We start from the raw sequence: 23099 nt of genomic DNA, 5'->3' as shown, positions 1-23099 counted from the left end.
GCGTTATAAATTATTATAAATTTTATTAAAACCACCCTTTACGATTTAAAATATAAGTCTTATAAAATTCTTTATCAGATTTGGTAAGGTACAAAATTCCTTCAATTAATCCTATAATACCCATTACAATTGCGCCTCCACCACAAGTAAACCATGAAGTTAATAAAGTAATTAATAACATAATTAAGCCTTCTTTATTATACCCTAAGTAAAATTTATGAATACCAAAACTACCTAGTAGAATACCACAAATTCCGGATATTAATTTTTTACTATTAGCATCTTTAAGTTGATCTTGTGAAATTTCATATGAATTACTATAAGTTTGATTCGTTTCTTGCATATATTTTTATTTATATTAAATATTAATAAAACCGTAATCTTATAATATTTTTTAAATTATAAACAAATATTATGCATTTTTTGGGTTTATATATATAAATCTTCTTTTTGGAAAAAAAATAGTATTTTTGTCAACAAAATAATCTGTACCATGAATTATGATATTATAGTTATAGGTAGCGGGCCCGGTGGATATGTTGCTGCTATTAGAGCCGCTCAATTAGGTTTTAAAACAGCTGTAGTAGAGCGAGAAAATCTAGGAGGAATTTGTTTAAACTGGGGATGTATACCAACTAAAGCTCTTATTAAAAGTGCTCACGTATATGAAGAAATAAATCATGCTGAAGAATTTGGATTGAATAAAACCGAATCATCTTTTGATTTTTCTAATGTTATTAAACGCAGTAGGGGAGTAGCCGATAAAATGAATAAAGGGGTTGGCTTCCTTATGAAAAAAAATAAAATTGATGTAATTAACGGAAATGCCAAAGTTAAGCCCGGAAAAAAAATAGAGGTTACTGATAAAGATGGTAAAGTAACAGAATATTCAGCATCTCACATTATTATTGCTACCGGTGCAAGATCAAGAGTATTACCTAATTTACCTCAAGATGGTAAAAAAATAATCGGTTATAGAGAAGCCCTTACTCTTCCAACTATGCCTAAATCTATGATTGTAGTTGGTTCAGGAGCTATAGGTATTGAATTTGCATATTTCTATGCAACCATGGGAGCTAAAGTAACCGTAGTTGAATTTTTACCTAATATTGTCCCTGTCGAAGACGAAGAAGTTTCCAAACATGTTGAAAAATCTATTAAAAAACATGGTATAGAAGTTATGGTTAATTCTTCAGTTGAAAGAGTTGAAAATCAGGGAGACGGAGTTAAAGCTTTTGTTAAAACAGCGAACGGGGAAATAACTTTAGAAGCAGATATTATTTTATCTGCAGTAGGTATTACCGCAAATATTGAAAATATAGGATTAGAAGAGGTAGGAATATCTACAGATAAAGGAAGAATCCTTGTTGACAGTTTTTACAATACAAACATTCCGGGCTATTATGCCATTGGTGATGTTATTCCCGGCCCTGCTTTAGCCCACGTAGCTTCTGCAGAAGGAATTCTTTGTGTTGAAAAAATTAAAGGTATGAATGTTGAACCTATTGATTATGGAAACATTCCGGGATGTACTTATTGTTCTCCTGAAATCGCTTCTGTGGGAATGACAGAGAAAAAAGCCAAAGAAGCAGGTTATGATATTAAAGTGGGTAAATTTCCTTTTGTAGCATCCGGTAAAGCAACAGCTAACGGTGACACTGATGGTTTTATAAAAGTTATTTATGATGCAAAATACGGTGAGTTATTAGGTTGTCATATGGTTGGTAACGGAGTTACTGATATGATTGCGGAAGCTGTAGCTGTGAGAAGATTAGAAGCTACTTCACATGAAATTTTAACCACTGTGCATCCACATCCGACTATTTCAGAAGCATTTAAAGGTGCAACAGAGGCGGCATATGGAGAAGCAATCGATTTATAATATTGTTTAGTTATATAGTTCTGTTTAAATAGTGTGAATTCTTATTCTATTTAAATAAATATATAATGGATGCAAAATATAATTTTAAAATAAAAGACTATCTATTCATAAGATAGTCTTTTATTTTTTAACTTATTGATTATCGAATTACAACTATATGAATACATTTAAAATTATTTTAGCTTCTCAATCTCCACGAAGACAAGAACTTTTAAAAAGTTTAAATTATAAATTTGAGACCCTACATTTAAATATAGATGAAAGTTATTCTCCCTTATTAAAAGAAAATCAAATTACCGAATATTTAGCAGAGCAGAAATCTAAACACTATGGAGAAGTAGCTGATCAAACGGTTGTGATCACAGCGGATACCATTGTCTGGATGAAAGATCATGCATTGGAAAAACCTGAAAATTTCGAACAAGCAAAAAAAATGTTGTTTGAATTATCAGGAAATTCACATAAAGTGTTTACTTCTGTTGGATTTTCAACCAAAAATGATTTTAAGGTTTTTACGGATTGTACAGAAGTTCATTTTTTACCTATGAATGAAAAAGAAATTGAATTTTACCTATCTCATTTCAAACCCTATGATAAATCGGGTTCTTATGGTATTCAAGACTGGATAGGGTTGGCTAAAATCGATAAAATAAACGGTTCATTTTTTACTATTATGGGATTACCAACGCATATAGTCTATGAATATCTTGAAAATCTAACCTTTTAACCTATCTTATATATTGTATAAAAGCTGTAAAGTAATTACAATCAAAATATTCCATTATTTAAAGAGTTAAAAATATTTTCAGAGTACTAATTCTTTATATATTTTTGTATCATATAAAATAAGTAAAAGTGAAAAAATCCATAAGTGTTTGTTTATATTTTTTTACCTGTATTGTATTTTCACAATCGGTTTTAATGACCATAAATAATGAAAATATTTATACCAATAATTTTGAAAATAATTATCGAAAAAGTTTAGAACTGCTTGGAACGGACAAGACCATAGACAATTATATTGACTTTAACCTTCTTAAACAATATGCACTTGCAAACAACATAGAAAATTCAATAGGTTTTCAGACAGAATTAGCCAAAGGAGCTGAACAATTAAAAAACAGCTTATTTTATCCTTCTGAATTTCTTGAACCGTTACTGCGCGATTATTATAAAAAAATTCTGGTTGAAAAAAAATTTCAATTGTTGGTTTTTAAAAATGAATTTTTAACCAACAAAAATGAAACTGATAAAGGCAAATTTATAAATTCAATTATAGATAGCATCGGTAATGATCCCTTACGCTTTGAAAAAGCCGTATCAAAATATTCAATGCTTTCGGATTTTAAAAAACCTTCTTATTTAAATATATTCGCTTTAAATAAAAAAATGGTGGATGCTATATATAATGCACCGCTTAATCAGGTAACTACATTTATAGATGAAAATGATAATATATATCTTATTTTGGTTTCGAATGAAAGAAAATACTTAGGTGAAGTATCTTTAGGCCAAATATATATACCGGATACTTCTCGATTAGGTAAAATTGAGATCGATAAAGTTTATAAAGAACTTAAACAAGGAGAAAGCTTTTCTAAAATTAAAGATGAAATCTATAAAAATTATAATGTTTTAAATAAAAATAATATTCTTTCTAATGAGGAAGTATATACATATGTGGTTAATCAAATTAAATCCGAACCTAATAATACTTCGGATTATTCTCAACCCATTAAATTAGAAGATGGTTATGTAATTTGCGAATATTATTTTAATGATAATTATGATTCATATTCAATCGTTAGAAATAAAATATACAACAGCTTAAAAAAATCAGAAGAAATCAAACGGTTAAACGATTTATTAGTTTTGAAATTAAAAAAACAACCTTTTTATAAAGAAAATTTTATCCATCTAAGTAATTTTATTTCTTCTTTACCTCAAACTTATAATCAATTTACTGATTTTACTATTCCAAATAATGAGACAATTATTACTATTGGAGATTCCTATACACTTACCTTAAATGATATACTGGTAAATCTTAAAAAATATTTAAATTCTGAAAATTATTATGAAAGAAATCAATTAATTTTTGATAATTTAAATAAATGGGGGAAAGATAATATTTTGGAGTTTTACACGACACACTTTTTCGAATTCAACACAGCTAAAAAAAATTATGAGAATATTAAAGATCAACTTCTTATTAAATATGCACTTAATTTAATTGCTTACGAAGCTCAAAACGATAAAATCGGTCAAAAAAAATTTTTACATGATCAAGCTGCTCGATTGACCTGGAAGGAAAGAATTGAAGGTACTTTTTATTATTGTCTCAATTCTGATATAGAAACTAAAGTCCTTAATTGGTTAAAAAATAAAAAGTCAATAAACTTTATAAAAAAACAATTTGAAGATAAACGTGAAGAATTAATAATTGAGGAAGGTAAAAAGACTCGAGAATCTCTTAATTTGCCTGTAAATAGAAAATTAACTAAAGGATTATATGTCGTTGACAGTAAAAATAGAAGATTAATAATAAATATTAAAAAAATAATTAAAAATGATAAAATGAGTTTAGATGATCTTCAAAAATATTATTTAAATGAATTCATTGATTATAAAACGTCACAAACAATTAAATTATTGAAAGAGAAAGCTGTTGTCACAATGGATTCAAATCAAGTAAAAAGATTAAAAGATATTTATAAATGATAACGTTAAAAACTAATATAAACACTAATTACTCATAAAAGAATTTTAAATTTGCAGAATATAAAAATTAAAATGAATAGATTATTTATAGTTGTAACCTTTTTTATGGCTACCTTCATTTTTGCACAAGAAACAAAAATTGATGGAATTGTAGCTGTCGTGGGAAATGAAATTATTACAGAAACTGATGTTAAAGAAGGTGAAAATTACGCTCGATCTGAAGGACAAACCGTAACTGATAGATGCAGCTTTATAGAAAATATGATGAAAGAAAAAATTATTTTATATAAAGCAAAACAAGATACTCTTATAACTGTTAATAAAGATGAAGTAGCTAGAGAGGCTGAATCACGTATCGAAGGATATAGAAATTATTTTGGTTCAGATGTTAATATTCTAACCAATTTCAAATTTAAAACAATGGGTGAGCTAAGAAGTTTACTCGAAACAATGATTAAAAATCAAATGTATACTCAAAGGAAAATGGCTGACATAACAAAAAATGTAGACGTTTCTCCAGAATATTTAAAAGATTTTTACAAAGCTCATGAATCAGAATTTCCTACTTTAAATGAAGAAATCGAATATGGGCAAATCTATATGTACCCTAAATTAACTGAAAGTCATAAACAAGAATTGATTGATCAATTAAAATCTATAAAAAAACAAATTGAAGAAGGAGCCAGTTTTGCTGACATGGCTAAAAAATATTCACAAGATCCGGGTTCAGCTGCTAATGGTGGACAAATTTTAAATGTTAGAAGAGAACAAATGGTAAAAGAGTTCGATGCGGTTGCTTTTGGATTGGAAGAAGGACAAATATCCGAACCATTTGAAACTGAATATGGATTCCATATTGTTTATCTTGAAAAAAAGAAAGGACAAGTGATAGATTTAAGACATATATTATTAATGTCTGTTCCTAATCAAGAAGAAATTAAAACAGCTATAAAAAAACTGGAAGATATCAGGGAAGATATTAAATCAGAAAAAATAACGTTCAATCAAGCTGCTTTAAAATATTCTGACGATAAATATACTAAATACAATGGCGGTTTATTATCAAATTCTCAAACCGGTGATAACAGATTTGAAAAAATAAAACTACCTACCAAAGTGCTTTATAACCTTTCAGGACTTGGAAAAGGAGATTTATCCGAAGTATTTGAAGATAAAGAAAATAACCGAACGGTAGTGAAACTATTGAAGATAACCGATGTTATTCCGGCTCACAAAATGAATTTAGAAATTGACTATAACAGAATCAAAGGCTTTGCTCAGAAAACTAAAGAAAATGAAGTAATTGAAAAATGGGTAGAAGCACAAATTCCTTCAACCTTTATAACAGTTCAAGATGAATATAAAAAATGTAACTTTTCTATCGATTGGTTACAAAATAAAAATAGATAATTAGTAAACTATTAGTTAAAAAGCCCTGTAATACAGGGCTTTATTTTTTTCAATAAACTTCATTAGTATATGCGAATGTTTTTTATAATTTATCTGTAATCAATAACTATTGATTGAATAATTATTTCGGTTTAACTAATAATTGTACTCAATTATCAATTTCTAGAAAAAGTAATCCTATATTTGAAAAATATTTTAAGAATCTATAAAATCTTAAAAAAATATTTTAAATAAAATTTAATATATTCCTATTAACACATTTAACTTCATTTTAATTGAAATATTATAATGTTTGCTAATAACGATTCCTTTACGATGCAAGCCAAAACCTTTTATGGTTTAGAAGATGTGCTTGTACAAGAACTAAAACAATTAGGTGCTTCTCAAATTGTTAAAAAAAACAGAGCGGTTGAATTCCTTGGAGATTTGGGATTTTTATATAAAGCGAATTATTCGCTAAGAACAGCCCTGAAAATTTTGGTGCCCATACACCATTTTAAAGCTAAAAATGAAACTATTTTTGAAAAGGAAATAAATAAAATTCCTTGGGAAAATTATTTTTTCAATTCGCAATCTTTTGCAATTGATGCAACGGTATATTCCGATTATTTTAAACATTCCCAATACATTATGTTAAAAATGAAAGATGGAATCGTTGATCGTTTCAGAAAAAAATTTGGCAAAAGACCCGATATTGAAAGATTCCATCCGGATATAAAATTCCATCTACATATCAGTAACCAAGAAGTTACTATATCTTTAGACAGCAGTGGAGATCCTCTCTTTAAAAGAGGTTACAGAAAATCTCATTTTGAAGCTCCTATAAATGAAGTATTAGCTGCCGGATTATTGAATTTAGCAGGATGGGACGGAAAAGGAAATTTTCTTGACCCAATGTGCGGTTCGGGCACTTTGTTAGTTGAAGCCGCCATGATCGCTTTAAATATGCCTCCGCAATTGCATCGAAAACAATTTGGATTTATGAATTGGAAAAATTTCGATTTGGAGTTATTTAACAAAATAAAAGATACTCGAATTAACAGGATTAAAGATTTTTCAGGTAAAATAGTCGGATATGATATTTCTGATAAAGCCTTAGTTTCTGCAAAGAATAATATTGAAGCAGCAGATTTGTCAGAATTTATAGAATTAAAAAATCAGGATTTTTTTACTTCACAAAAAGAACTATTTCCCTTATTAGTTGTTTTTAATCCTCCTTACGATGAAAGACTATCCATTACTACAGATCATTTTTATAAAAATATCGGCGATACATTAAAAAATAATTATAAGAACACATTAGCTTGGTTCATTACTTCAGATTTGGAAGCCTATAAAAAAATCGGCTTACGTCCTTCAAGAAAAATTAAAATTTATAACGGTAAATTGGAATGTCGTTTTTTTCAATACGATATTTATGAAGGAAGTAAAAAAATAAGATAATAAGTTAAAAATTAGTGAAAATTGATGATTATAATATAATAATTTAGTACATACAGTTAAATTTGCTATATTTTAATAACTAACAACGGTTATATAATAACAGTAAATTATGAAAATCGCTTTAATATCTTTAGATTATTATAGATATGATAAATATATTATCTCTGCAATGAAAGAACTAGATATGGAAGCAATTCATATTGATATTTATGCAAACAGATATAGATATCCCAATCTATGGGTTCGATTTAAAAATTTAATTAATAAATCATTTTTTAATACTAATATCAAAAGAACCCATCTGGAAAAATTAATTAAAAATACCTTATCTAATAATAACGATAAATTTGATAAGATCGTTATTATTCATGCAGAATGGTTATCTCCTGAAACTTTAAAATTTTGTAAACATACAAGTAATGAAATGATTGCCTACCATTACGATGGTATTCAGCGTATGCCTTCTATTACAGATACTTTTAAATATTTTGATAAAATTTACAGTTATGATAGAAATGATGCTGAAAAATATAATTTAAAATTTATACCCAATTATATTTATGAGCAAATGGAAGATAGAAATCTTCATGAGCAAAAAATAGCTTTCAATATTTCATCATTAGATAATAGAACTCCCATATTAGAAAAAATTGCAAAAATTTTAGAAAATAAAAATTATCCCTATGAATTTCTGGTTGTAAATCGTAACCATTTTAATTTTTACACTCAAAAATTCAAAACCAAGATTAAATATTTAAATAAAATGGTTTCCAGAGATGAAGTTCTTGAAAAAATTAAAAGATCTAATCTTATGGTTGACATACAAAGGCCTGAACAAATAGGCTTGACATTTCGTGTATTTGAAGCTTTAGGACATCATAAAAAATTGATAACTACCAATAAAGACATTATCAATTACGATTTTTATAATCCTGCGAACATTTTAATTATAGACCCTGAAAATATTGAAATACCGGATGAATTTTTATATTCAAAATACGAGATAGTTCCGGATCATATACTTAATAAATACCATGTTAAAACATGGGTTAAACAAATTTTAGAATTAAATTGATCAAAATACTATTTGATTGTAATCAATCCTGTACATTTCATAAAAATATAAATAAATTTGCCTTATTAAAAATAACAGCGAATGCGAACAAAATCTGTTGGGAAAAAAAAAATTAACGTTATAACTTTAGGCTGTTCTAAAAATATTTACGATTCTGAAGTTCTCATCAATCAATTAAAAGCCAATAACAAAGAGGTTGTTCATGAACAAAACGGTGACATTGTAGTAATTAATACATGCGGATTTATAGATAATGCCAAAGAAGAAAGTATTAATACAATCTTAGAATGTGTCAAACAAAAAGAAGAAGGAACTATTGAAAAAATTTTTGTTACCGGATGCCTTTCGGAAAGATATAAACCCGATTTAGAAAAAGAAATTCCTAATGTCGATCAATATTTCGGTACTCGTGAATTGCCATTATTGTTGAAAGCTTTAGGTGCTGATTACAAACATGAATTAGTAGGAGAAAAATTAATTACCACTCCTAGACATTATGCCTATTTAAAAATTTCGGAAGGTTGCGATCGACCGTGTAGTTTTTGTGCAATTCCTTTAATCCGTGGAAAGCATATTTCAACTCCCATTGAAGAACTGGTAAAAGAAGCTCAATCGTTGGCTCGAGGTGGAACCAAAGAATTAATTTTAATTGCTCAAGATTTAACTTATTACGGTTTAGACTTATACAAAAAAAGAGCTCTCGCAGATTTATTAAAAGAGCTTATTAAAGTGGAAGGTATTGAGTGGATTCGTCTGCATTATGCTTTCCCTACAGGATTTCCTATGGACGTTCTGGAACTTATGAAAAACGAACCTAAAATTTGCAATTATATTGATATTCCTCTCCAACATATTTCAAGCGATATATTAAAATCCATGAAAAGAGGAACTACCAAAGAAAAAACTAACCGATTGTTGAATGATTTCCGTTCCAAAGTTCCCGACATGGCAATTAGGACAACCTTAATAGTAGGCTATCCGGGAGAAACTCAAGAACATTTTGAAGAATTAAAAAATTGGGTTATTGAACAACGATTTGATCGTTTAGGTTGTTTCTCTTATTCCCATGAGGAAAACACGTCCGCTTATTCATTAGAAGATTCTCTTTCTGAAGAAGAAAAAATGAATCGAGTAAACGAAATCATGGAAATTCAATCTCAAATTTCGTGGGAATTAAATCAAGAAAAGATCGGTAAAACCTATAAGTGTATTATAGATAGAAAAGAAGGAGATTATTATATTGCCCGTACAGAATACGATTCACCGGATGTGGACAATGAAGTTTTAATTTCAGCCCATGATGTATATTTATCCGTAGGAAGTTTTGTATCTGTTAAAATTAATCGTGCAGAAGATTTTGACCTTTATGGCGAATTAGTTTAGTAATCCTAATTTATTTAAAATTTTGCCGGCTATCAATAATCATTTTTATCCAGCGATACTTTTGATTAAAAAGTTCTTATTTACGCATTTGCTTTTACATATTGGTAAAAAATATAAAAATGGGACTGATATATAATTTATATCAGTCCCTTATATAAAGTTACAATTACTTAAATTATATGACAATCAACGGTTGTCACAAATAAGCAAAAAAAAATAATATAATTGATTGATTTTCGGCGTTTATTAACTCATATAAAATTGCTTAGCAATCTTAACTCATTAAAAACCCTATCCAACTATAATTCTTTTAATTCTTATCAATCATTTTATTAAGATTTTCCGGATATCGATCTCCAACAATATTAATTTTAGACAATCCTTCAGTGATTCGATTTAAAACTTCAGGACTTAATTTTAAAGAAGTAGCTTCTATGTTTTCTTTCAAACGATTTAATTTAGTAGTACCCGGTATGGGAACAATCCACGGCTTTTGAGCTAATAACCAAGAGATAGCAACTTGGGCAGGTGTTGCATTAAGTTCTGTACCGATAGATTTTATAAAATCAATTAATACAAAGTTTTTTTTCCTGTTTTCAGCCGACAAACGAGGAACTATATTCCTAAAATCATTTTTGTCAAACCGGGTATTTTCATTAATGGTTCCGGTTAAGAAACCTTTGCCAAGTGGACTAAATGTAACAAATCCTATCCCTAACTCTTCCAGTGTAGGAATAATCTCTTTTTCAGGATCTCTGTAAAATAAGGAATATTCACTTTGCAGAGCAGTAACCGGTTGAACGGCATGGGCTTTTCTTATCGTTTGAGGACCTGCTTCCGATAATCCCCAATGTTTAATTTTGCCTTCTTTCATTAAATCTTTTATTGTTCCTGCCACCTCTTCAATCGGTACATTTTTATCAACTCGGTGTTGATAATACAAATCAATATAATCGGTTTTTAATCTTTTAAGTGAGCCTTCCAGAGCTTTTCTGATACTTTCGGGTCTACTGTCGGGAGAATTGGCAGAATTTCCATCTTTAAATCCAAATTTGGAGGCTATTTTTATTTTACTTCTAAATTCTTTTACCGCTTCTCCTAAGAGTTCTTCATTCGTAAAGGGGCCATACACTTCAGCTGTATCAAAAAAAGTTATTCCGGAATCGTAAGCAGTTTGTATTACTTTTATTGCTTCTTTTTTTTCAGTGGACGGACCTAAACCAAAACTTAATCCCATACAACCCAAACCTAATTCGGAAACCTCAAGTCCATTTTTTCCTAATATTCTTGTTTTCATTTAAAAATATTTAATAGTAAATTTATATCAACAAAGATACTTTTATAAGATAGCTTTAATTTTATATAATTTACTGAAATTGTTATCAATTTTACTGATTATTAATTTCTTATACGAGTAAAAACATGATTTACGTAAATTTGAATGAATCTAATGATCATCTAAAATGGAAAAAATTATTTCTATAGATAGTGTTAAAACCTATAATACCATGCGAGGAGTTGAAACTACTCATCCATTAGTTAACGTACTTAATTTATCAAAAACTAAACCGATAACAGCTCAAACATTCAATTACGGTTTATATGCCATATTTTTAAAAGAATTAAAATGCGGTGAATTAAAATATGGAAGAAATACGTATGATTTCCAAGAAGGCTCTCTCGTTTTTATTTCACCCGGACAAATTATGAAAGTGGAGCCCAATGTAACCACCTATGCACCTAAAGGATGGGGATTATTGTTCCATCCCGACCTATTACTTGGAACTCAATTAGGTAAAGACATAAAAAAATATTCATTTTTTTCTTATGACAGTAACGAAGCATTACATCTATCCGACAAAGAAAAACAAATGATTTTAGAATGTTTTAAGAATATTCAATATGAAATTGAACAACCTATTGATAAACATAGCAATACACTGATCACTACCAATATTGAACTACTATTAAATTATAGTTCTCGTTTTTTTGATCGTCAATTTGATACACGAAAAGATATTAATAAAGGAATCTTAGAAAAATTTGAAAAACTACTTTATGAATATTTTTCTTCTGATAATTCAAAAAATTTGGGTTTACCTTCGGTAGCCTTTTGCGCCTCACAATTGAATTTATCATCCAACTATTTTGGAGATTTAGTAAAAAAAGAAACCGGAAAATCAGCTCAAGAATATATCCAAGAAAAAGTTATTTATTTAGCTAAAGAAAAAATTTTAGATCTGAATAAAAATATTTCTGAAATCGCTTATGAACTTGGATTTAAATATCCTCAACATTTTACCCGATTTTTTAAAAATCAATTGGGTATTACTCCTAATGAATATAGGAATATCAATTAAAAATTTTTTATAAGTATTGGATATTCAAATTTAAACAATTAACTACCTAATAACTTGTACGTAAATAAAGAAAATCAATTGATATCTTATCAAATAAAATATCTTTTAAAATACAATTTATTTACTCCATTTCATTTTAAAATAATTAAAATGAACAATTCCAAATTTATAATCATAAAAAAACTCCGGTTACAATAACCGGAGTTTATAATTAAAATTTTTTTAAGCAATGAAATTACAATATTTCATAATTAACTTTTATGACTCCTGCATTTAAACTTGTTAATTCTGCAAAAGCAGCTTTACTTAAATCAAATTCTCTTTTAGGTACAAATGGTCCACGATCAGTAATTCGTACAATAACTTCTTTACCATTTTTTGGATTTATAATTTTAACTTTCGTCCCAAATGGTAATGTTTTATGTGCAGCAGTAAAATCATTCATGTTATATCTTTCTCCGCTTGAAGTCAATCGACCGTGAAACTTTCCTCCATACCAAGAAACACGCCCGGAAAGAGTGGATTTTTCATTACTATCTACCTCTTCTTTGGAAACGTTACTTGTCAAACTGTCATTTTGGTAATTTACTTTAATAGTGTCACCGGATACATGAGAAAGGGAAGGAGCTTTTACCAATTCTTCACTGTGAAAAAATGTAAATGATAAAGACACTAATAAAATAATCATCAATGCTAAAGTTACTTTCTTCATATTTTAGTTTTACTCTTTTGTGCTGCAAAATTACAATCTCATTATCTAAAATATTCTTAAATACATTTCACATATGGTAAGCATACATATGAAAACTTCTATATTTATTTTAAATAAAGGGTTTCAATGAGATAGTTAAAAAAATGTTAAATTATATTGATTTTGTTAATTTTTTTTACTTTTAATTATAAATGAAATTCACTTTATTAAAAACAAATGTTTTATTGATAAATAAATATAAATTAATAGTATTATTTTTGACAACTAAACGTAATTATATAATGAAAAAAATTGTTTCTTATTTTCTTTTATGCCTCGTCTTACTATCGTGTACTTCAATTGAGAAAAAGAAAAATATAAAAAATGTAGAAGAATTTTATAAAATATATGCTCAAAGAAAAGACGTTAAACAACTTATGGGCTTTTATACGGACAACAATCCTAAATGGGTAGATGCCGTTTCGCAATCTTTATTGGAAGGCAAAAATATAATTTTGGATATGTATGAGAACAGTTGGAATGACAAAAATTTCAAAAAACATCAAGATTATCCCGAAAGCGTAACAATTAAAGAAATAGTTTCGAATGATAGCATCGTAGCAGTTAGTGGGCAATATAATCCCTATTATTATAAGGATAAATTAATACATTCCATGAAATTCACTTCATGGTTCTATTTTGATAAAGAGGGAAAGATAAAAAAACAAATCGAGTGGATGCAATACACCATGAATGATTTAAAGGATATCATAAATTTTAAACAAAACGCAGAAATAAATTAATTTTTTTAAACGAAATTTTAAAATTCTTATTTTTGTAGCTCCAAAAACCAAGTAGTAAAAATGACTTCTAAAGAAATACGAAAAACTTTTCTGGATTTTTTTAAATCTAAACAACATAGTATAGTTCCGTCTGCTCCGATTGTTTTAAAAGATGATCCTACACTCATGTTTTCCAATTCCGGAATGACACAGTTTAAGGATTATTTTTTAGGCTATAAAGAACCTAAAAATAAGCGTACGGCCGACACTCAAAAATGTTTACGGGTTTCAGGAAAACATAATGATTTGGATGATGTAGGTAAAGATACCTATCATCACACCATGTTTGAAATGCTTGGAAACTGGAGTTTTGGAGACTATTTTAAAAAAGAAGCTATTGAATGGGCTTGGGAATTGTTAACTGATGTATTTCAAATTTCAAAAGACAGGCTCTATGTTACCATATTTGAAGGAGATGCAGAAGAAGGCTTAGAAAAAGATAGGGAAGCCTACAACTTTTGGAAAGAACATATTTCAGAAGATCGAATACTTCTCGGTAACAAAAAAGACAACTTTTGGGAAATGGGCGAAACAGGACCTTGTGGACCTTGTTCGGAAATACACGTTGATATCCGTTCGGATGAAGAAAGAAAAAAAATTGATGGTAAAAATTTAGTTAATCATGACCATCCGCAAGTCATTGAAGTTTGGAACCTGGTTTTTATGGAATTTCTCCGTAAAGCAGACGGCAGTTTAGAAAAACTACCTAAAAAAAATGTAGATACAGGAATGGGATTTGAAAGACTTTGTATGGTATTACAAGGCAAAATTTCTAATTACGATACGGATGTATTTACTCCCTTAATAAAAAAAATAGAAGAAATATCCGAACTAAAATACGGTGAAAACACTAACGTAGATATAGCCATGCGAGTTTTGGCAGATCACGTAAGAGCCATCACATTCTCTATAGCCGACGGACAGTTACCTTCTAATTCCGGAGCAGGATATGTAATACGAAGAATTTTGAGACGGGCCATTGGTTATGCATACCGTGTATTGTATATCAAAGAACCTATTTTATATAAGCTGGTTCCGATTTTAAATACTCAAATGGGAGAGTTTTTCCCCGAAATTTCTAAACAAGAAAGTCTTATATCAGAAATTATAAAAGAAGAAGAAATTGGATTTTTAAGAACTTTAGATCAGGGATTGGTACGATTGGCTAATTTTATGGAAAACAATCCGAAATTAGAAATCATACCCGGAGATGTTGTTTTTGAATTATACGATACCTATGGTTTTCCTTCAGATTTATCTCGAATAATTGCAGAGGATCATGGAAAAACCATTGATGAAAATGGCTTTAATGAAGAAATGAGCAAACAAAAAGCTCGTTCCAAATCTGCTTCCACTTTTAAAAATTATGATTGGGTTATCTTACAAGAAGATGATGTAGAAGAATTTGTAGGTTATGATTTTTTAGAAACTCATGTTAAAATAACAAGATATCGTAAGGTAGAAAATAAAGAAGGAGAATTTTATCAATTAGTATTTCAAATTACCCCGTTTTATGCCGAAAGTGGAGGACAAGTAGGGGATATAGGGTATATTGAAAATTTAAATGAAAAAATTGAAATTTTAAATACTAAAAAGGAAAATAATTTAATTATTCATACGGTAAAAGAACTTCCGAAATACCCTGAATTTCCATTTAATGCAAAGGTAGACAGCAAAAGAAGAGAGGCTATAACCAAAAACCACTCGGCGACCCATCTTTTACATGAAGCATTGCGTGAAGTACTTGGTAAACATGTTGAACAAAAAGGTTCTTATGTAGGACCGGACTATTTACGTTTTGACTTTTCCCATTTCAGCAAAATGAGTCCGGAAGAAATACAAAAAGTTGAAATGTTGGTCAACACCAAAATTTATGAAAGAATCGAATTAGACGAAAATAGGGCAGTCCCATTTAAAAAAGCTATTGATATGGGAGCTATGGCTCTTTTTGGCGAAAAATATGGCGATTTAGTACGGGTAATTAAATTTGGAAATTCGGTTGAATTATGTGGAGGAACCCATGTAAAAAATACGCATGAAATCATATTTTTTAAAATTATGAGTGAATCTTCCAGTTCCGCAGGAGTACGAAGAATTGAAGCGATTACCGGCGAAACGGGAATAGCATTTCTAAAAGATCAATTCAGTCAATATGATCGTTTAAAAAGCTTTTTGAAGCAGCCGGATGATCCTATTAAGTCCATTGAGAAATTATATTCGGAAAATGATCAACTAAAAAAACAAGTTGAGCAACTCAACAAAGAAAAAGCAAATCATGAAAAAATACTTTGGAAAAATTCAATTACTCAAGTGAATGGAGTAAATTACCTTGGATTACAGACCGACTTAAGTAATGCTTCGGTAAAAGATTTAATTTTTCAACTAAAAAATGAATTTTCCAATTTGTTTATTATTATAGGTACTCATACAGATCAAAAACCTACACTTTCCATAGGAATTTCTGAAGATTTAATCAAAGCTAAAAATTTACATGCAGGAACGATCATAAAAGCTTTATCTAAAGAAATAAAAGGCGGCGGTGGAGGACAACCCTCTTTTGCCACAGCGGGAGGAAGCGATTTATCAGGATTGGAAATTGCTATTAAAAAGTCTTTAGACTATTTACAATAAATAAATAAATAAATAATAATAATTTGTGTTGTGCTCAATTATAAAAATTTATAATTGAGCACAAACTTTTTGTATGAAAAGATTGCGACTTCGTCTAAACTTTTTTACTACCACAAACATTATTCTTTAAGCTATAATAAAACTATAATAAAGAATCTAAAGCACTATCTAAATCGGGATACTTAAAAGTAAATCCGGCTGTGCGAATTTTCTCCGATGAAATTCTGCTTCCTTCCAATAAAAGTGTAGACACTTCACCAAATAACCAACGCAATATAAAACCGGGCACATTAGGTAAAAAAAGAGGTTTATTTAACTTTCGGGCAATAGCAACGGTTAAATCTTTGTTAGTTGTGTAGGAAGGAGCCACCGCATTGTAAGTACCCTGTAAACCTTCATTTACCAACATATATTTATATATAGAACATAAATCATCAATATGTATCCATGGAATATACTGTTTTCCAGAACCGAGACAGGCGCCTACATAATAATTTACCATTTTTTTAATTTTATATAAAACGCCTTTTTTATTTTTAGATAAGGATATACCTGTCCTTATTTTTACAACTCTGTCGGCTACGCCTTCCGATAAAAATTCATCAGCTGCTGATTCCCATTGAAAACATACCTCACTTAAAAAATCATTACCCTTAGAATCTGTTTCTTTATATATCTTGTCTGAAGTGGTATTGCCATAATAGCCGGAAGCCGAACCACTGATAAAGGTGAGTATTTTTTGATTCCTATTCTTTAGAGTTTTTAAAATAAGTTTGGCCGAATCTACACGGCTGGAAAGTATAACTTTTTTTCTTTCATCCGACCATCTTTCATCGGCAATACCTGCACCGGCTAGATGAATAATATGTTTAACTCCCTCCAAAGCGTTGGTATCCAAATATTGCTTTTCAATATCCCATTCATATTCATTCGGTTTGGTTTTTTTTCTGGTAAGATAACGGAGTGAGTAACTTTTTAAGAGTGTCGATAATTGGTTGGCAACCGCTCCGTGGGCGCCGGTTATTAGTATAATTTCTTTTTCTTCCATTTTTTAGTATTTAACGGTAATCGTTGTAATTACGATAACAAAATTATATGCTGCTAGTTATCAAACTATTATATCAAATAACAGGCCGTTGGTTTAATCCCATAGTTTATTTTATATATTTAAAAATAAAATCTTATTTTTTGAAATAACATTCCTTTAATAAAGAATATTTTTATTATAATGCATGAAATTATTAATTGAAATTAAACTTTTCTAATTTCTTATTGTCTTAATAATAAGGAATAAAAATGGACGAAACAGAACTTTTACTTCTTTTAGAAAAAGATGTTAACAGCGGATTCAGGCTGCTGGTAAAAAGGTATAGTCAACCCATATATTGGCATATACGTAAAATTGTCTATACTCATGCAGATGCAGACGATATAACTCAAAATGTATTTATTAAAGTTTTTCAAAATCTACCCGGATTTAAAAGAAATTCAAGTCTTAAAACCTGGATATACAAAATAGCAACTAATGAATCGCTGAATTTTATTAATAGTGCTGCTCAGAAAAAAAATATAAGAAGCGATGAATTAGTCATTCAGTTGTCTTCTCAACTCAAAGATGATAATTTTTTTGATGGAGATGAAATTCAATTCAAATTGCAACAAGCCATAGCCGAATTACCCGAAAAACAACGAATTGTATTTAATATGAAGTATTTTGACGATATAAAATATGAAGATATGTCGGAAATTCTGGAAACATCTGTAGGGGCTTTGAAGTCTTCCTATCATCATGCTTCTAAAAAAGTTGAACAATTTCTTTTAGCTAATATTGAAAAATAGTTTATTTAAAACCTTATATGAATAACGTCAATAAATATAAATCTACTCCTTTCCAAACTCCTGAAAATTATTTTGCTCAGTTGGAGAATCGTATTGTTTCCAAATCGTTAATTAATAAAACTTCAAAATCACCCTACAAAATTCCAAATAACTATTTTGAAAATTTAGACAAGAAAATTGTATCAAATACGATTGAAAAAATAAATCCTGATAAGCCAAAAATTTTTACTTTATTTTCTAAAAAAATATATTGGATTCCGGCAGCAGCCTGTTTATTTATCACTGTAATGCTGGGAATATATAGTACTAAAATTCAATACACTACTGATTCTTCGATAACAAGTGCTAACTTAGAAAATCAAAACCATTTAGCTCTAACAGATAATCTATATGCACCTAAACCGTCGGATTCGTTTGTATCAACTTCCGGTTTAACGACCAATATCCATAAAACCACTAATAATATTCCTAAAAGTTCACCTAAAAGAACTCCAAAAAAAATGGTAACTAATAAAGATAAAATGATTGAACAAGAGATGATTTCTTCTTCAAATGTTATCTATGATTTGTATTTTACCAATGAAGAAACTACCAATTTATACGATGAAGAAACATCACAGGATAGTTTTGCTTTATTTTAAAAAAAGTAAAGTTGTTATTTTTTCAATAATTAATGATGGGTATATTCGAAAAAAGCTTCTTCCAAACTTAAATATTTACCTTTAAAATCCTCAATGCTTCTATCTTGAATAATAGATCCTTTATTTAAAAGTATGACTCTTGAACATAAGGCTTCAACCTCTTGCATAATGTGAGTAGACAAAATAACGGTTTTCTTTTTACCTAATTCCTGAATTAATTGCCTGATTTCAATAATTTGATTTGGATCCAAGCCATTAGTCGGCTCATCTAAAATTAAAATTTCAGGATCAAAGAGAATTGCTTGTGCCAGTCCCACTCGTTGTTTATATCCTTTAGATAATTGACTGATTTTCTTATTTTGTTCCTTTTGTAGGCCCACCTTTTCAATAATGTCGGAGATCTCGCTTTTGGGAGTATGATGAATATCCGAAACAAAGCTTAAATACTCCTTAACATACATATCTAAATATAATGGATTATTTTCCGGAAGATAACCAATTAACGATTTGGTTTTATATGGAAACTCTTGATTATCCATACCATTGATCCAAATTTTTCCCCGGTCAAAAGATAACGATCCTGTAATTGACCGCATCATGGTTGTCTTACCTGCTCCATTTGGACCTAATAAGCCGACAATCTCACCTTTTTTTATTTCCAGAGAAATAGCATGTAAAGCAATTTGTCCTTTATAATGTTTAGATAGATTTTGTATTTTTACAGACATTTTATTTCTAGCTTGAACAAAGCTGTTCCATTAAATTTATGTAAATATAATTAATAAAAATAAAAAAAATTGGGTGTTTAGTACCATTAATTTATGAAGTCAATATCAATACAAGGGATTAAAGGATCGTTTCATCATGAAGCCGTAAACCGTTTTTTTCAAAATGAAAAAGTGGAAATAATTGATAGTCCTACATTTAAAACCGTAGTAAGGGATGTAATTAATGGGAAAGCAAACTATGGAATGATGGCCATAGAAAATTCAATAGCGGGAGCTATTTTACCCAATTATAGTTTAATTACCAAACACGGGTTACACATAGTCGGTGAAGTGGTCTTACCGATTAAACATCATTTATTAGCATTACCGGGAGAAACATTAGATTCAATTTCTGAAGTTAGAACCCATCCTATGGCTTTATTACAATGTGAAAATTTTCTTGAAAAATATCCTGATTGGAAATTATTATCTAAAGACGATACCGCAACTTGTGCATACAATATTCACAGTAAAAAAATGAAAGGTATAGCGACTATTGGCTCAAAATTGGCAGCAGAAATGTATCAATTGCAAGTATTGGCTGAAAATATTCATGATGTTTCTGACAATTACACCCGTTTTTATTTATTATCTCCTCAAACGGAAAAAGTTGAAAATTTTACGAAAGCATCCTTATACTTCACTACAGATCATACAATGGGTAGTTTAGCAAAAGTTTTAAATATTCTTGCTAACCATCAAATGAACATCACTAAAATACAATCTGTGCCTTTATCAGGATCGGTTTTCCAATATTCTTTTCATGCGGATATTATTACTCCCGGAGGAAATGATGACAATTACCGCAGGGCGTTGGAAGAGATAAAAAATAATACCAATTTTTTACATATCTTAGGGGAGTATAAGGAAGATAAAATTTAAAAATGAACTATGAATATATTTTATTGGGAGGCACTCTAATCGGTGCAATTATAGGATATATTAAAGGTTTTCTAAAACAAATTTCTTCAATCGCAGGACTCACGGTCGGATATTTATTTTCTTCTCTGTTTTTATCTCAAATGCATCACATTTTATTACAAAATAAAATAATTTCAGAAGAAACATCGACATGGGTCAGCTATGTCTGCGTTTTCATCATTTTATTTATAAGTATTCTATTTTTATCCCGAATTATTGAAAAAATTTTAAAAAAATTAGGTTTAGGTTTCACTAACCAACTAGCAGGAATGGCATTGGGTGCTTTAAAATATTTCTTACTAATAATGATGATTTATTGTTTTTTATACTATTTAAATATATTAACTGAAGAAAATTGTTCTATTAATTTATTAAATTTTGTATCTTTATTCAAAACTGTTGTTTTTAAATATATATAATGAAAATTAATTTGTTTAGTAAACAATTATGTTTAGCCAATTTTTTTAATTTTTTACTGGTAATTTTTTTAGGGATTAAATATTTAAAATATATCGAAAATTTAAGCGGATTCATTACATATTTTTATATGTTTTCTTCACTTATTACACATTTTTTTATTCTTAATTGTGTTCCACTGTTACTGAGTCTTTTATTCTTATTTTTTACCAAATCAAAATTACTATCTAAACTTATTTTTAGCTTACTTTCTATTCTTATTATATTATATCTGCAAATAGATATACTGGTATTTAGCCAATTTAGGTATCATTTATCTCCTATAGTATTTAAATTAGTCTTTGGAAAAAGAGCTACAGATATTTTTCATTTTTCAACTATAAATACTACCATTGCAATACTTTACCTAATTGGACTTATTTTACTTGAGATACTAATACTGTATTTTTCTTCCAAACTATCCAAAAAATTACCTAATTTGAAAATTAAGCTAATCTTAGAGATTATAGGATTTTTATTAGTTGGTACAAACTTTATATATGCTTGGGCTGATGCGAGTCGATACAGGCCTATTGCTCAAATGAAAAATATATATCCTGTCTTCTATCCGTTAACCTCTGAATCACTTTTTCGCAAACTTAATTTAATTAATAAACAAGAAATTGAAAAAAATACTTTACTTAGTCGCTCGTACTCAAAATCATTGATCAATTATCCTTTAAAGCCCATTCTATCTGAAAATAGCCAAAAAAAGAATATAATTTTTATCGTTATAGACTCTTGGAGATTCAATTGCATGACCGAAAATATAACTCCGCATATTTTTGAGTTGTCCAAAAAATCACAAGTATTTCAAAACCATAAAAGCGGATCAAATATGACCACAGGAGGTATATTTTCGTTATTTTATGCCATACCTGCTACTTATTATGATAATTTTACAGGATTACAAGTATCTCCGGTTTTTTTCAATGAAATACTCAAGCAAGGCTATACATTATCAATTTTGTCAAGCTCAACGCTTGAAAATCCCCCTTTTAATAAAAATGTATTTTCAGGAATTCAAAATTTGAGACTGGAATCGAATGGAAATTCACCTTCAGAAAGAGATAAAGACATTTATAATGAATGGATAAAATTTATTAACGGCTATGATTCAAAAGAAAATATTCCCTTTTTTAGCTTCTTATTTTTTGATTCTGCTCATGGCTTTGATTACCCTTCAGATTTTCCTGTTAAGTTTAAACCGACGTTAGATGAAGTAAATTATATAGCTTTAAATGATGATTACAATCCAATCACTTTTTATAACAGATATAAAAATTCATTAAATTATATTGATAGTCTCATCGGAAACATATTGAAAAAATTAGAAGAGAAAAAGCTCTTAGACTCTTCAATTGTAGTCATTACAGGAGATCATGGACAAGAATTTAATGACAATAAAAAAGGATATTGGCAACATGGAGGAAATTTTTCAGATTATCAAATTGGCACACCTCTAATTGTATTTGATGCTTCTAGACCGGCAAAAACTTATACTCATTTAACTTTACATTATGATATTATTCCAACGCTTATGAATACCGTTTTGGGGGTTACAAATCACTATTACGATTATAGCGTAGGCCAAAATTTATATGATTGCAAGAATAGAAAATGGTTTATCTGCGGGTATAATCAAAAATATGCTATCATTGAAAAAAATATGATAATTAATGTTTATTCCTCGGGAATGTATGATGTAGTCGATAAAAAATTAAATCCGGTAAATGAAAATACCGTTGATTTTAGTGTAATTAAAGATGCGGTAATTGAAAATTCACGTTTTTACCATACATCCAAAAAATAGTAGTTTTCAGTTGCTAAATAAAGGAAATCTATACTTCAAATAACAGAAAATTAAACAAAAAAATATATTCAGAATAATTAATAATACGACTGAACTTCCAATCTAATCGACTTTTAAAGTATTAATGATTTTAATTACTTACTTATTACTTTCAAAAATAATTTTAAAAAAATATATATAAAAGCAAGAAGCTGAAAATATTCTATCAAAGTTGTACATTTGCA

General features: G+C 28.9%; 20 protein-coding genes. 15 read left to right on the top strand and 5 right to left on the bottom strand.

Translation table 11 applies throughout. From position 1 onward, the window contains the following. Positions 1–25 precede the first annotated feature (25 nt). The gene (locus J3U20_RS01620; RefSeq protein ID WP_185149849.1) at positions 26–343 is read right to left on the bottom strand and encodes a TM2 domain-containing protein; all 318 of its coding nucleotides are present in this window, start codon (positions 341–343) and stop codon (positions 26–28) included. A 150-nt stretch (positions 344–493) separates the two neighbouring features. On the opposite strand from J3U20_RS01620, the gene lpdA reads away from it, so the two are divergent. From lpdA to rimO, 7 genes are all read left to right on the top strand, one after another. Then, positions 494–1882 carry a dihydrolipoyl dehydrogenase gene (gene lpdA, locus J3U20_RS01615; protein WP_160542118.1) on the top strand — a complete coding sequence of 463 codons (1389 nt, stop codon included), beginning with the start codon at positions 494–496 and terminating at the stop codon, positions 1880–1882. A 157-nt stretch (positions 1883–2039) separates the two neighbouring features. Beyond that, the gene (locus J3U20_RS01610) at positions 2040–2609 is read left to right on the top strand and encodes a Maf family nucleotide pyrophosphatase (protein ID WP_160542117.1); all 570 of its coding nucleotides are present in this window, start codon (positions 2040–2042) and stop codon (positions 2607–2609) included. Between the two features lie 128 nt (positions 2610–2737). Further along, entirely contained in the window at positions 2738–4603 is a 1866-nt protein-coding gene (locus J3U20_RS01605; protein WP_160542116.1) for a hypothetical protein, read from the top strand. A gap of 72 nt (positions 4604–4675) precedes the next feature. Then, entirely contained in the window at positions 4676–6013 is a 1338-nt protein-coding gene (locus J3U20_RS01600; RefSeq protein WP_160542115.1) for a peptidylprolyl isomerase, read from the top strand. Between the two features lie 288 nt (positions 6014–6301). After that, entirely contained in the window at positions 6302–7456 is a 1155-nt protein-coding gene (locus tag J3U20_RS01595; protein ID WP_160542114.1) for a THUMP domain-containing class I SAM-dependent RNA methyltransferase, read from the top strand. Between the two features lie 109 nt (positions 7457–7565). After that, on the top strand, positions 7566–8531 hold the full coding sequence (locus J3U20_RS01590) for a hypothetical protein (RefSeq protein WP_160542113.1): 966 nt from the start codon (positions 7566–7568) through the stop codon (positions 8529–8531). An 81-nt stretch (positions 8532–8612) separates the two neighbouring features. After that, on the top strand, positions 8613–9914 hold the full coding sequence (gene rimO, locus J3U20_RS01585) for a 30S ribosomal protein S12 methylthiotransferase RimO (RefSeq protein ID WP_160542112.1): 1302 nt from the start codon (positions 8613–8615) through the stop codon (positions 9912–9914). Positions 9915–10224: 310 nt separating this feature from the next. Here rimO and J3U20_RS01580 read toward each other — a convergent pair whose 3' ends face one another. Beyond that, entirely contained in the window at positions 10225–11211 is a 987-nt protein-coding gene (locus J3U20_RS01580) for an aldo/keto reductase (protein WP_160542111.1), read from the bottom strand. 166 nt (positions 11212–11377) lie between these two features. Between J3U20_RS01580 and J3U20_RS01575 the strand changes: the two genes are divergently transcribed. Then, positions 11378–12274, top strand: coding sequence for a helix-turn-helix domain-containing protein (locus J3U20_RS01575; RefSeq protein ID WP_160542110.1), 897 nt, complete (start codon positions 11378–11380; stop codon positions 12272–12274). Between the two features lie 235 nt (positions 12275–12509). Here the strand turns inward: J3U20_RS01575 and J3U20_RS01570 are convergent, their stop codons facing one another. Continuing rightward, on the bottom strand, positions 12510–12986 hold the full coding sequence (locus J3U20_RS01570; RefSeq protein WP_220264894.1) for a septal ring lytic transglycosylase RlpA family protein: 477 nt from the start codon (positions 12984–12986) through the stop codon (positions 12510–12512). A gap of 281 nt (positions 12987–13267) precedes the next feature. On the opposite strand from J3U20_RS01570, the gene J3U20_RS01565 reads away from it, so the two are divergent. Together J3U20_RS01565 and alaS are read left to right on the top strand one after the other, a co-directional pair. Next, positions 13268–13768 (top strand): hypothetical protein, encoded by a 501-nt coding sequence (locus J3U20_RS01565; RefSeq protein WP_160542109.1) that lies wholly within the window; start codon positions 13268–13270, stop codon positions 13766–13768. Between the two features lie 60 nt (positions 13769–13828). Next, complete coding sequence (alaS, locus tag J3U20_RS01560) at positions 13829–16438, top strand: alanine--tRNA ligase (RefSeq protein WP_160542108.1); 2610 nt, start codon at positions 13829–13831, stop codon at positions 16436–16438. A 142-nt stretch (positions 16439–16580) separates the two neighbouring features. On the opposite strand, the gene J3U20_RS01555 is transcribed toward alaS, so the two are convergent. Further along, positions 16581–17486 carry a TIGR01777 family oxidoreductase gene (locus J3U20_RS01555; protein WP_160542107.1) on the bottom strand — a complete coding sequence of 302 codons (906 nt, stop codon included), beginning with the start codon at positions 17484–17486 and terminating at the stop codon, positions 16581–16583. Positions 17487–17734: 248 nt separating this feature from the next. On the opposite strand from J3U20_RS01555, the gene J3U20_RS01550 reads away from it, so the two are divergent. Continuing rightward, positions 17735–18277 (top strand): RNA polymerase sigma factor, encoded by a 543-nt coding sequence (locus J3U20_RS01550; RefSeq protein WP_160542106.1) that lies wholly within the window; start codon positions 17735–17737, stop codon positions 18275–18277. Between the two features lie 17 nt (positions 18278–18294). Then, the gene (locus J3U20_RS01545; protein WP_160542105.1) at positions 18295–18918 is read left to right on the top strand and encodes a hypothetical protein; all 624 of its coding nucleotides are present in this window, start codon (positions 18295–18297) and stop codon (positions 18916–18918) included. Positions 18919–18947: 29 nt separating this feature from the next. Here the strand turns inward: J3U20_RS01545 and J3U20_RS01540 are convergent, their stop codons facing one another. Beyond that, positions 18948–19646 (bottom strand): ABC transporter ATP-binding protein, encoded by a 699-nt coding sequence (locus J3U20_RS01540; RefSeq protein ID WP_105297586.1) that lies wholly within the window; start codon positions 19644–19646, stop codon positions 18948–18950. Between the two features lie 93 nt (positions 19647–19739). Here J3U20_RS01540 and J3U20_RS01535 point away from each other — a divergent pair, with 93 nt between their 5' ends. The 3 genes from J3U20_RS01535 to J3U20_RS01525 are packed head-to-tail and all read left to right on the top strand — an operon-like array spanning position 19740 to position 22875. Then, positions 19740–20567, top strand: a complete 828-nt coding sequence (locus tag J3U20_RS01535; protein WP_160542104.1) for a prephenate dehydratase — start codon at positions 19740–19742, stop codon at positions 20565–20567. A gap of 2 nt (positions 20568–20569) precedes the next feature. Beyond that, a complete protein-coding gene (locus J3U20_RS01530) occupies positions 20570–21025 on the top strand; it encodes a CvpA family protein (protein ID WP_160542103.1) in 456 nt (151 codons plus the stop codon). Then, positions 21025–22875, top strand: coding sequence for a DUF3413 domain-containing protein (locus J3U20_RS01525; protein WP_160542102.1), 1851 nt, complete (start codon positions 21025–21027; stop codon positions 22873–22875). The genes J3U20_RS01530 and J3U20_RS01525 overlap by 1 nt, the downstream gene beginning before the upstream one ends. Positions 22876–23099: the final 224 nt, after the last annotated feature.

Origin of the sequence: Apibacter sp. B3919, from assembly GCF_026537405.1 — a bacterium.
Lineage (GTDB): Bacteria > Bacteroidota > Bacteroidia > Flavobacteriales > Weeksellaceae > Apibacter.
This window is presented reverse-complemented; position numbering and strand designations above follow the sequence as displayed.

Excerpts from the sequence above, each read along its gene's own strand:
- alaS (WP_160542108.1), top strand. The coding sequence starts at position 13,829 with ATGACTTCTAAAGAAATACGAAAAACTTTTCTGGATTTTTTTAAATCT.
- rimO (WP_160542112.1), top strand. The coding sequence starts at position 8,613 with ATGCGAACAAAATCTGTTGGGAAAAAAAAAATTAACGTTATAACTTTA.
- J3U20_RS01600 (WP_160542115.1), top strand. The coding sequence starts at position 4,676 with ATGAATAGATTATTTATAGTTGTAACCTTTTTTATGGCTACCTTCATT.
- J3U20_RS01610 (WP_160542117.1), top strand. The coding sequence starts at position 2,040 with ATGAATACATTTAAAATTATTTTAGCTTCTCAATCTCCACGAAGACAA.
- J3U20_RS01550 (WP_160542106.1), top strand. The coding sequence starts at position 17,735 with ATGGACGAAACAGAACTTTTACTTCTTTTAGAAAAAGATGTTAACAGC.
- J3U20_RS01590 (WP_160542113.1), top strand. The coding sequence starts at position 7,566 with ATGAAAATCGCTTTAATATCTTTAGATTATTATAGATATGATAAATAT.
- J3U20_RS01570 (WP_220264894.1), bottom strand. The coding sequence starts at position 12,986 with ATGAAGAAAGTAACTTTAGCATTGATGATTATTTTATTAGTGTCTTTA.
- J3U20_RS01595 (WP_160542114.1), top strand. The coding sequence starts at position 6,302 with ATGTTTGCTAATAACGATTCCTTTACGATGCAAGCCAAAACCTTTTAT.
- J3U20_RS01545 (WP_160542105.1), top strand. The coding sequence starts at position 18,295 with ATGAATAACGTCAATAAATATAAATCTACTCCTTTCCAAACTCCTGAA.
- J3U20_RS01565 (WP_160542109.1), top strand. The coding sequence starts at position 13,268 with ATGAAAAAAATTGTTTCTTATTTTCTTTTATGCCTCGTCTTACTATCG.
- J3U20_RS01525 (WP_160542102.1), top strand. The coding sequence starts at position 21,025 with ATGAAAATTAATTTGTTTAGTAAACAATTATGTTTAGCCAATTTTTTT.
- J3U20_RS01540 (WP_105297586.1), bottom strand. The coding sequence starts at position 19,646 with ATGTCTGTAAAAATACAAAATCTATCTAAACATTATAAAGGACAAATT.
- lpdA (WP_160542118.1), top strand. The coding sequence starts at position 494 with ATGAATTATGATATTATAGTTATAGGTAGCGGGCCCGGTGGATATGTT.
- J3U20_RS01535 (WP_160542104.1), top strand. The coding sequence starts at position 19,740 with ATGAAGTCAATATCAATACAAGGGATTAAAGGATCGTTTCATCATGAA.
- J3U20_RS01530 (WP_160542103.1), top strand. The coding sequence starts at position 20,570 with ATGAACTATGAATATATTTTATTGGGAGGCACTCTAATCGGTGCAATT.
- J3U20_RS01620 (WP_185149849.1), bottom strand. The coding sequence starts at position 343 with ATGCAAGAAACGAATCAAACTTATAGTAATTCATATGAAATTTCACAA.
- J3U20_RS01555 (WP_160542107.1), bottom strand. The coding sequence starts at position 17,486 with ATGGAAGAAAAAGAAATTATACTAATAACCGGCGCCCACGGAGCGGTT.
- J3U20_RS01575 (WP_160542110.1), top strand. The coding sequence starts at position 11,378 with ATGGAAAAAATTATTTCTATAGATAGTGTTAAAACCTATAATACCATG.
- J3U20_RS01580 (WP_160542111.1), bottom strand. The coding sequence starts at position 11,211 with ATGAAAACAAGAATATTAGGAAAAAATGGACTTGAGGTTTCCGAATTA.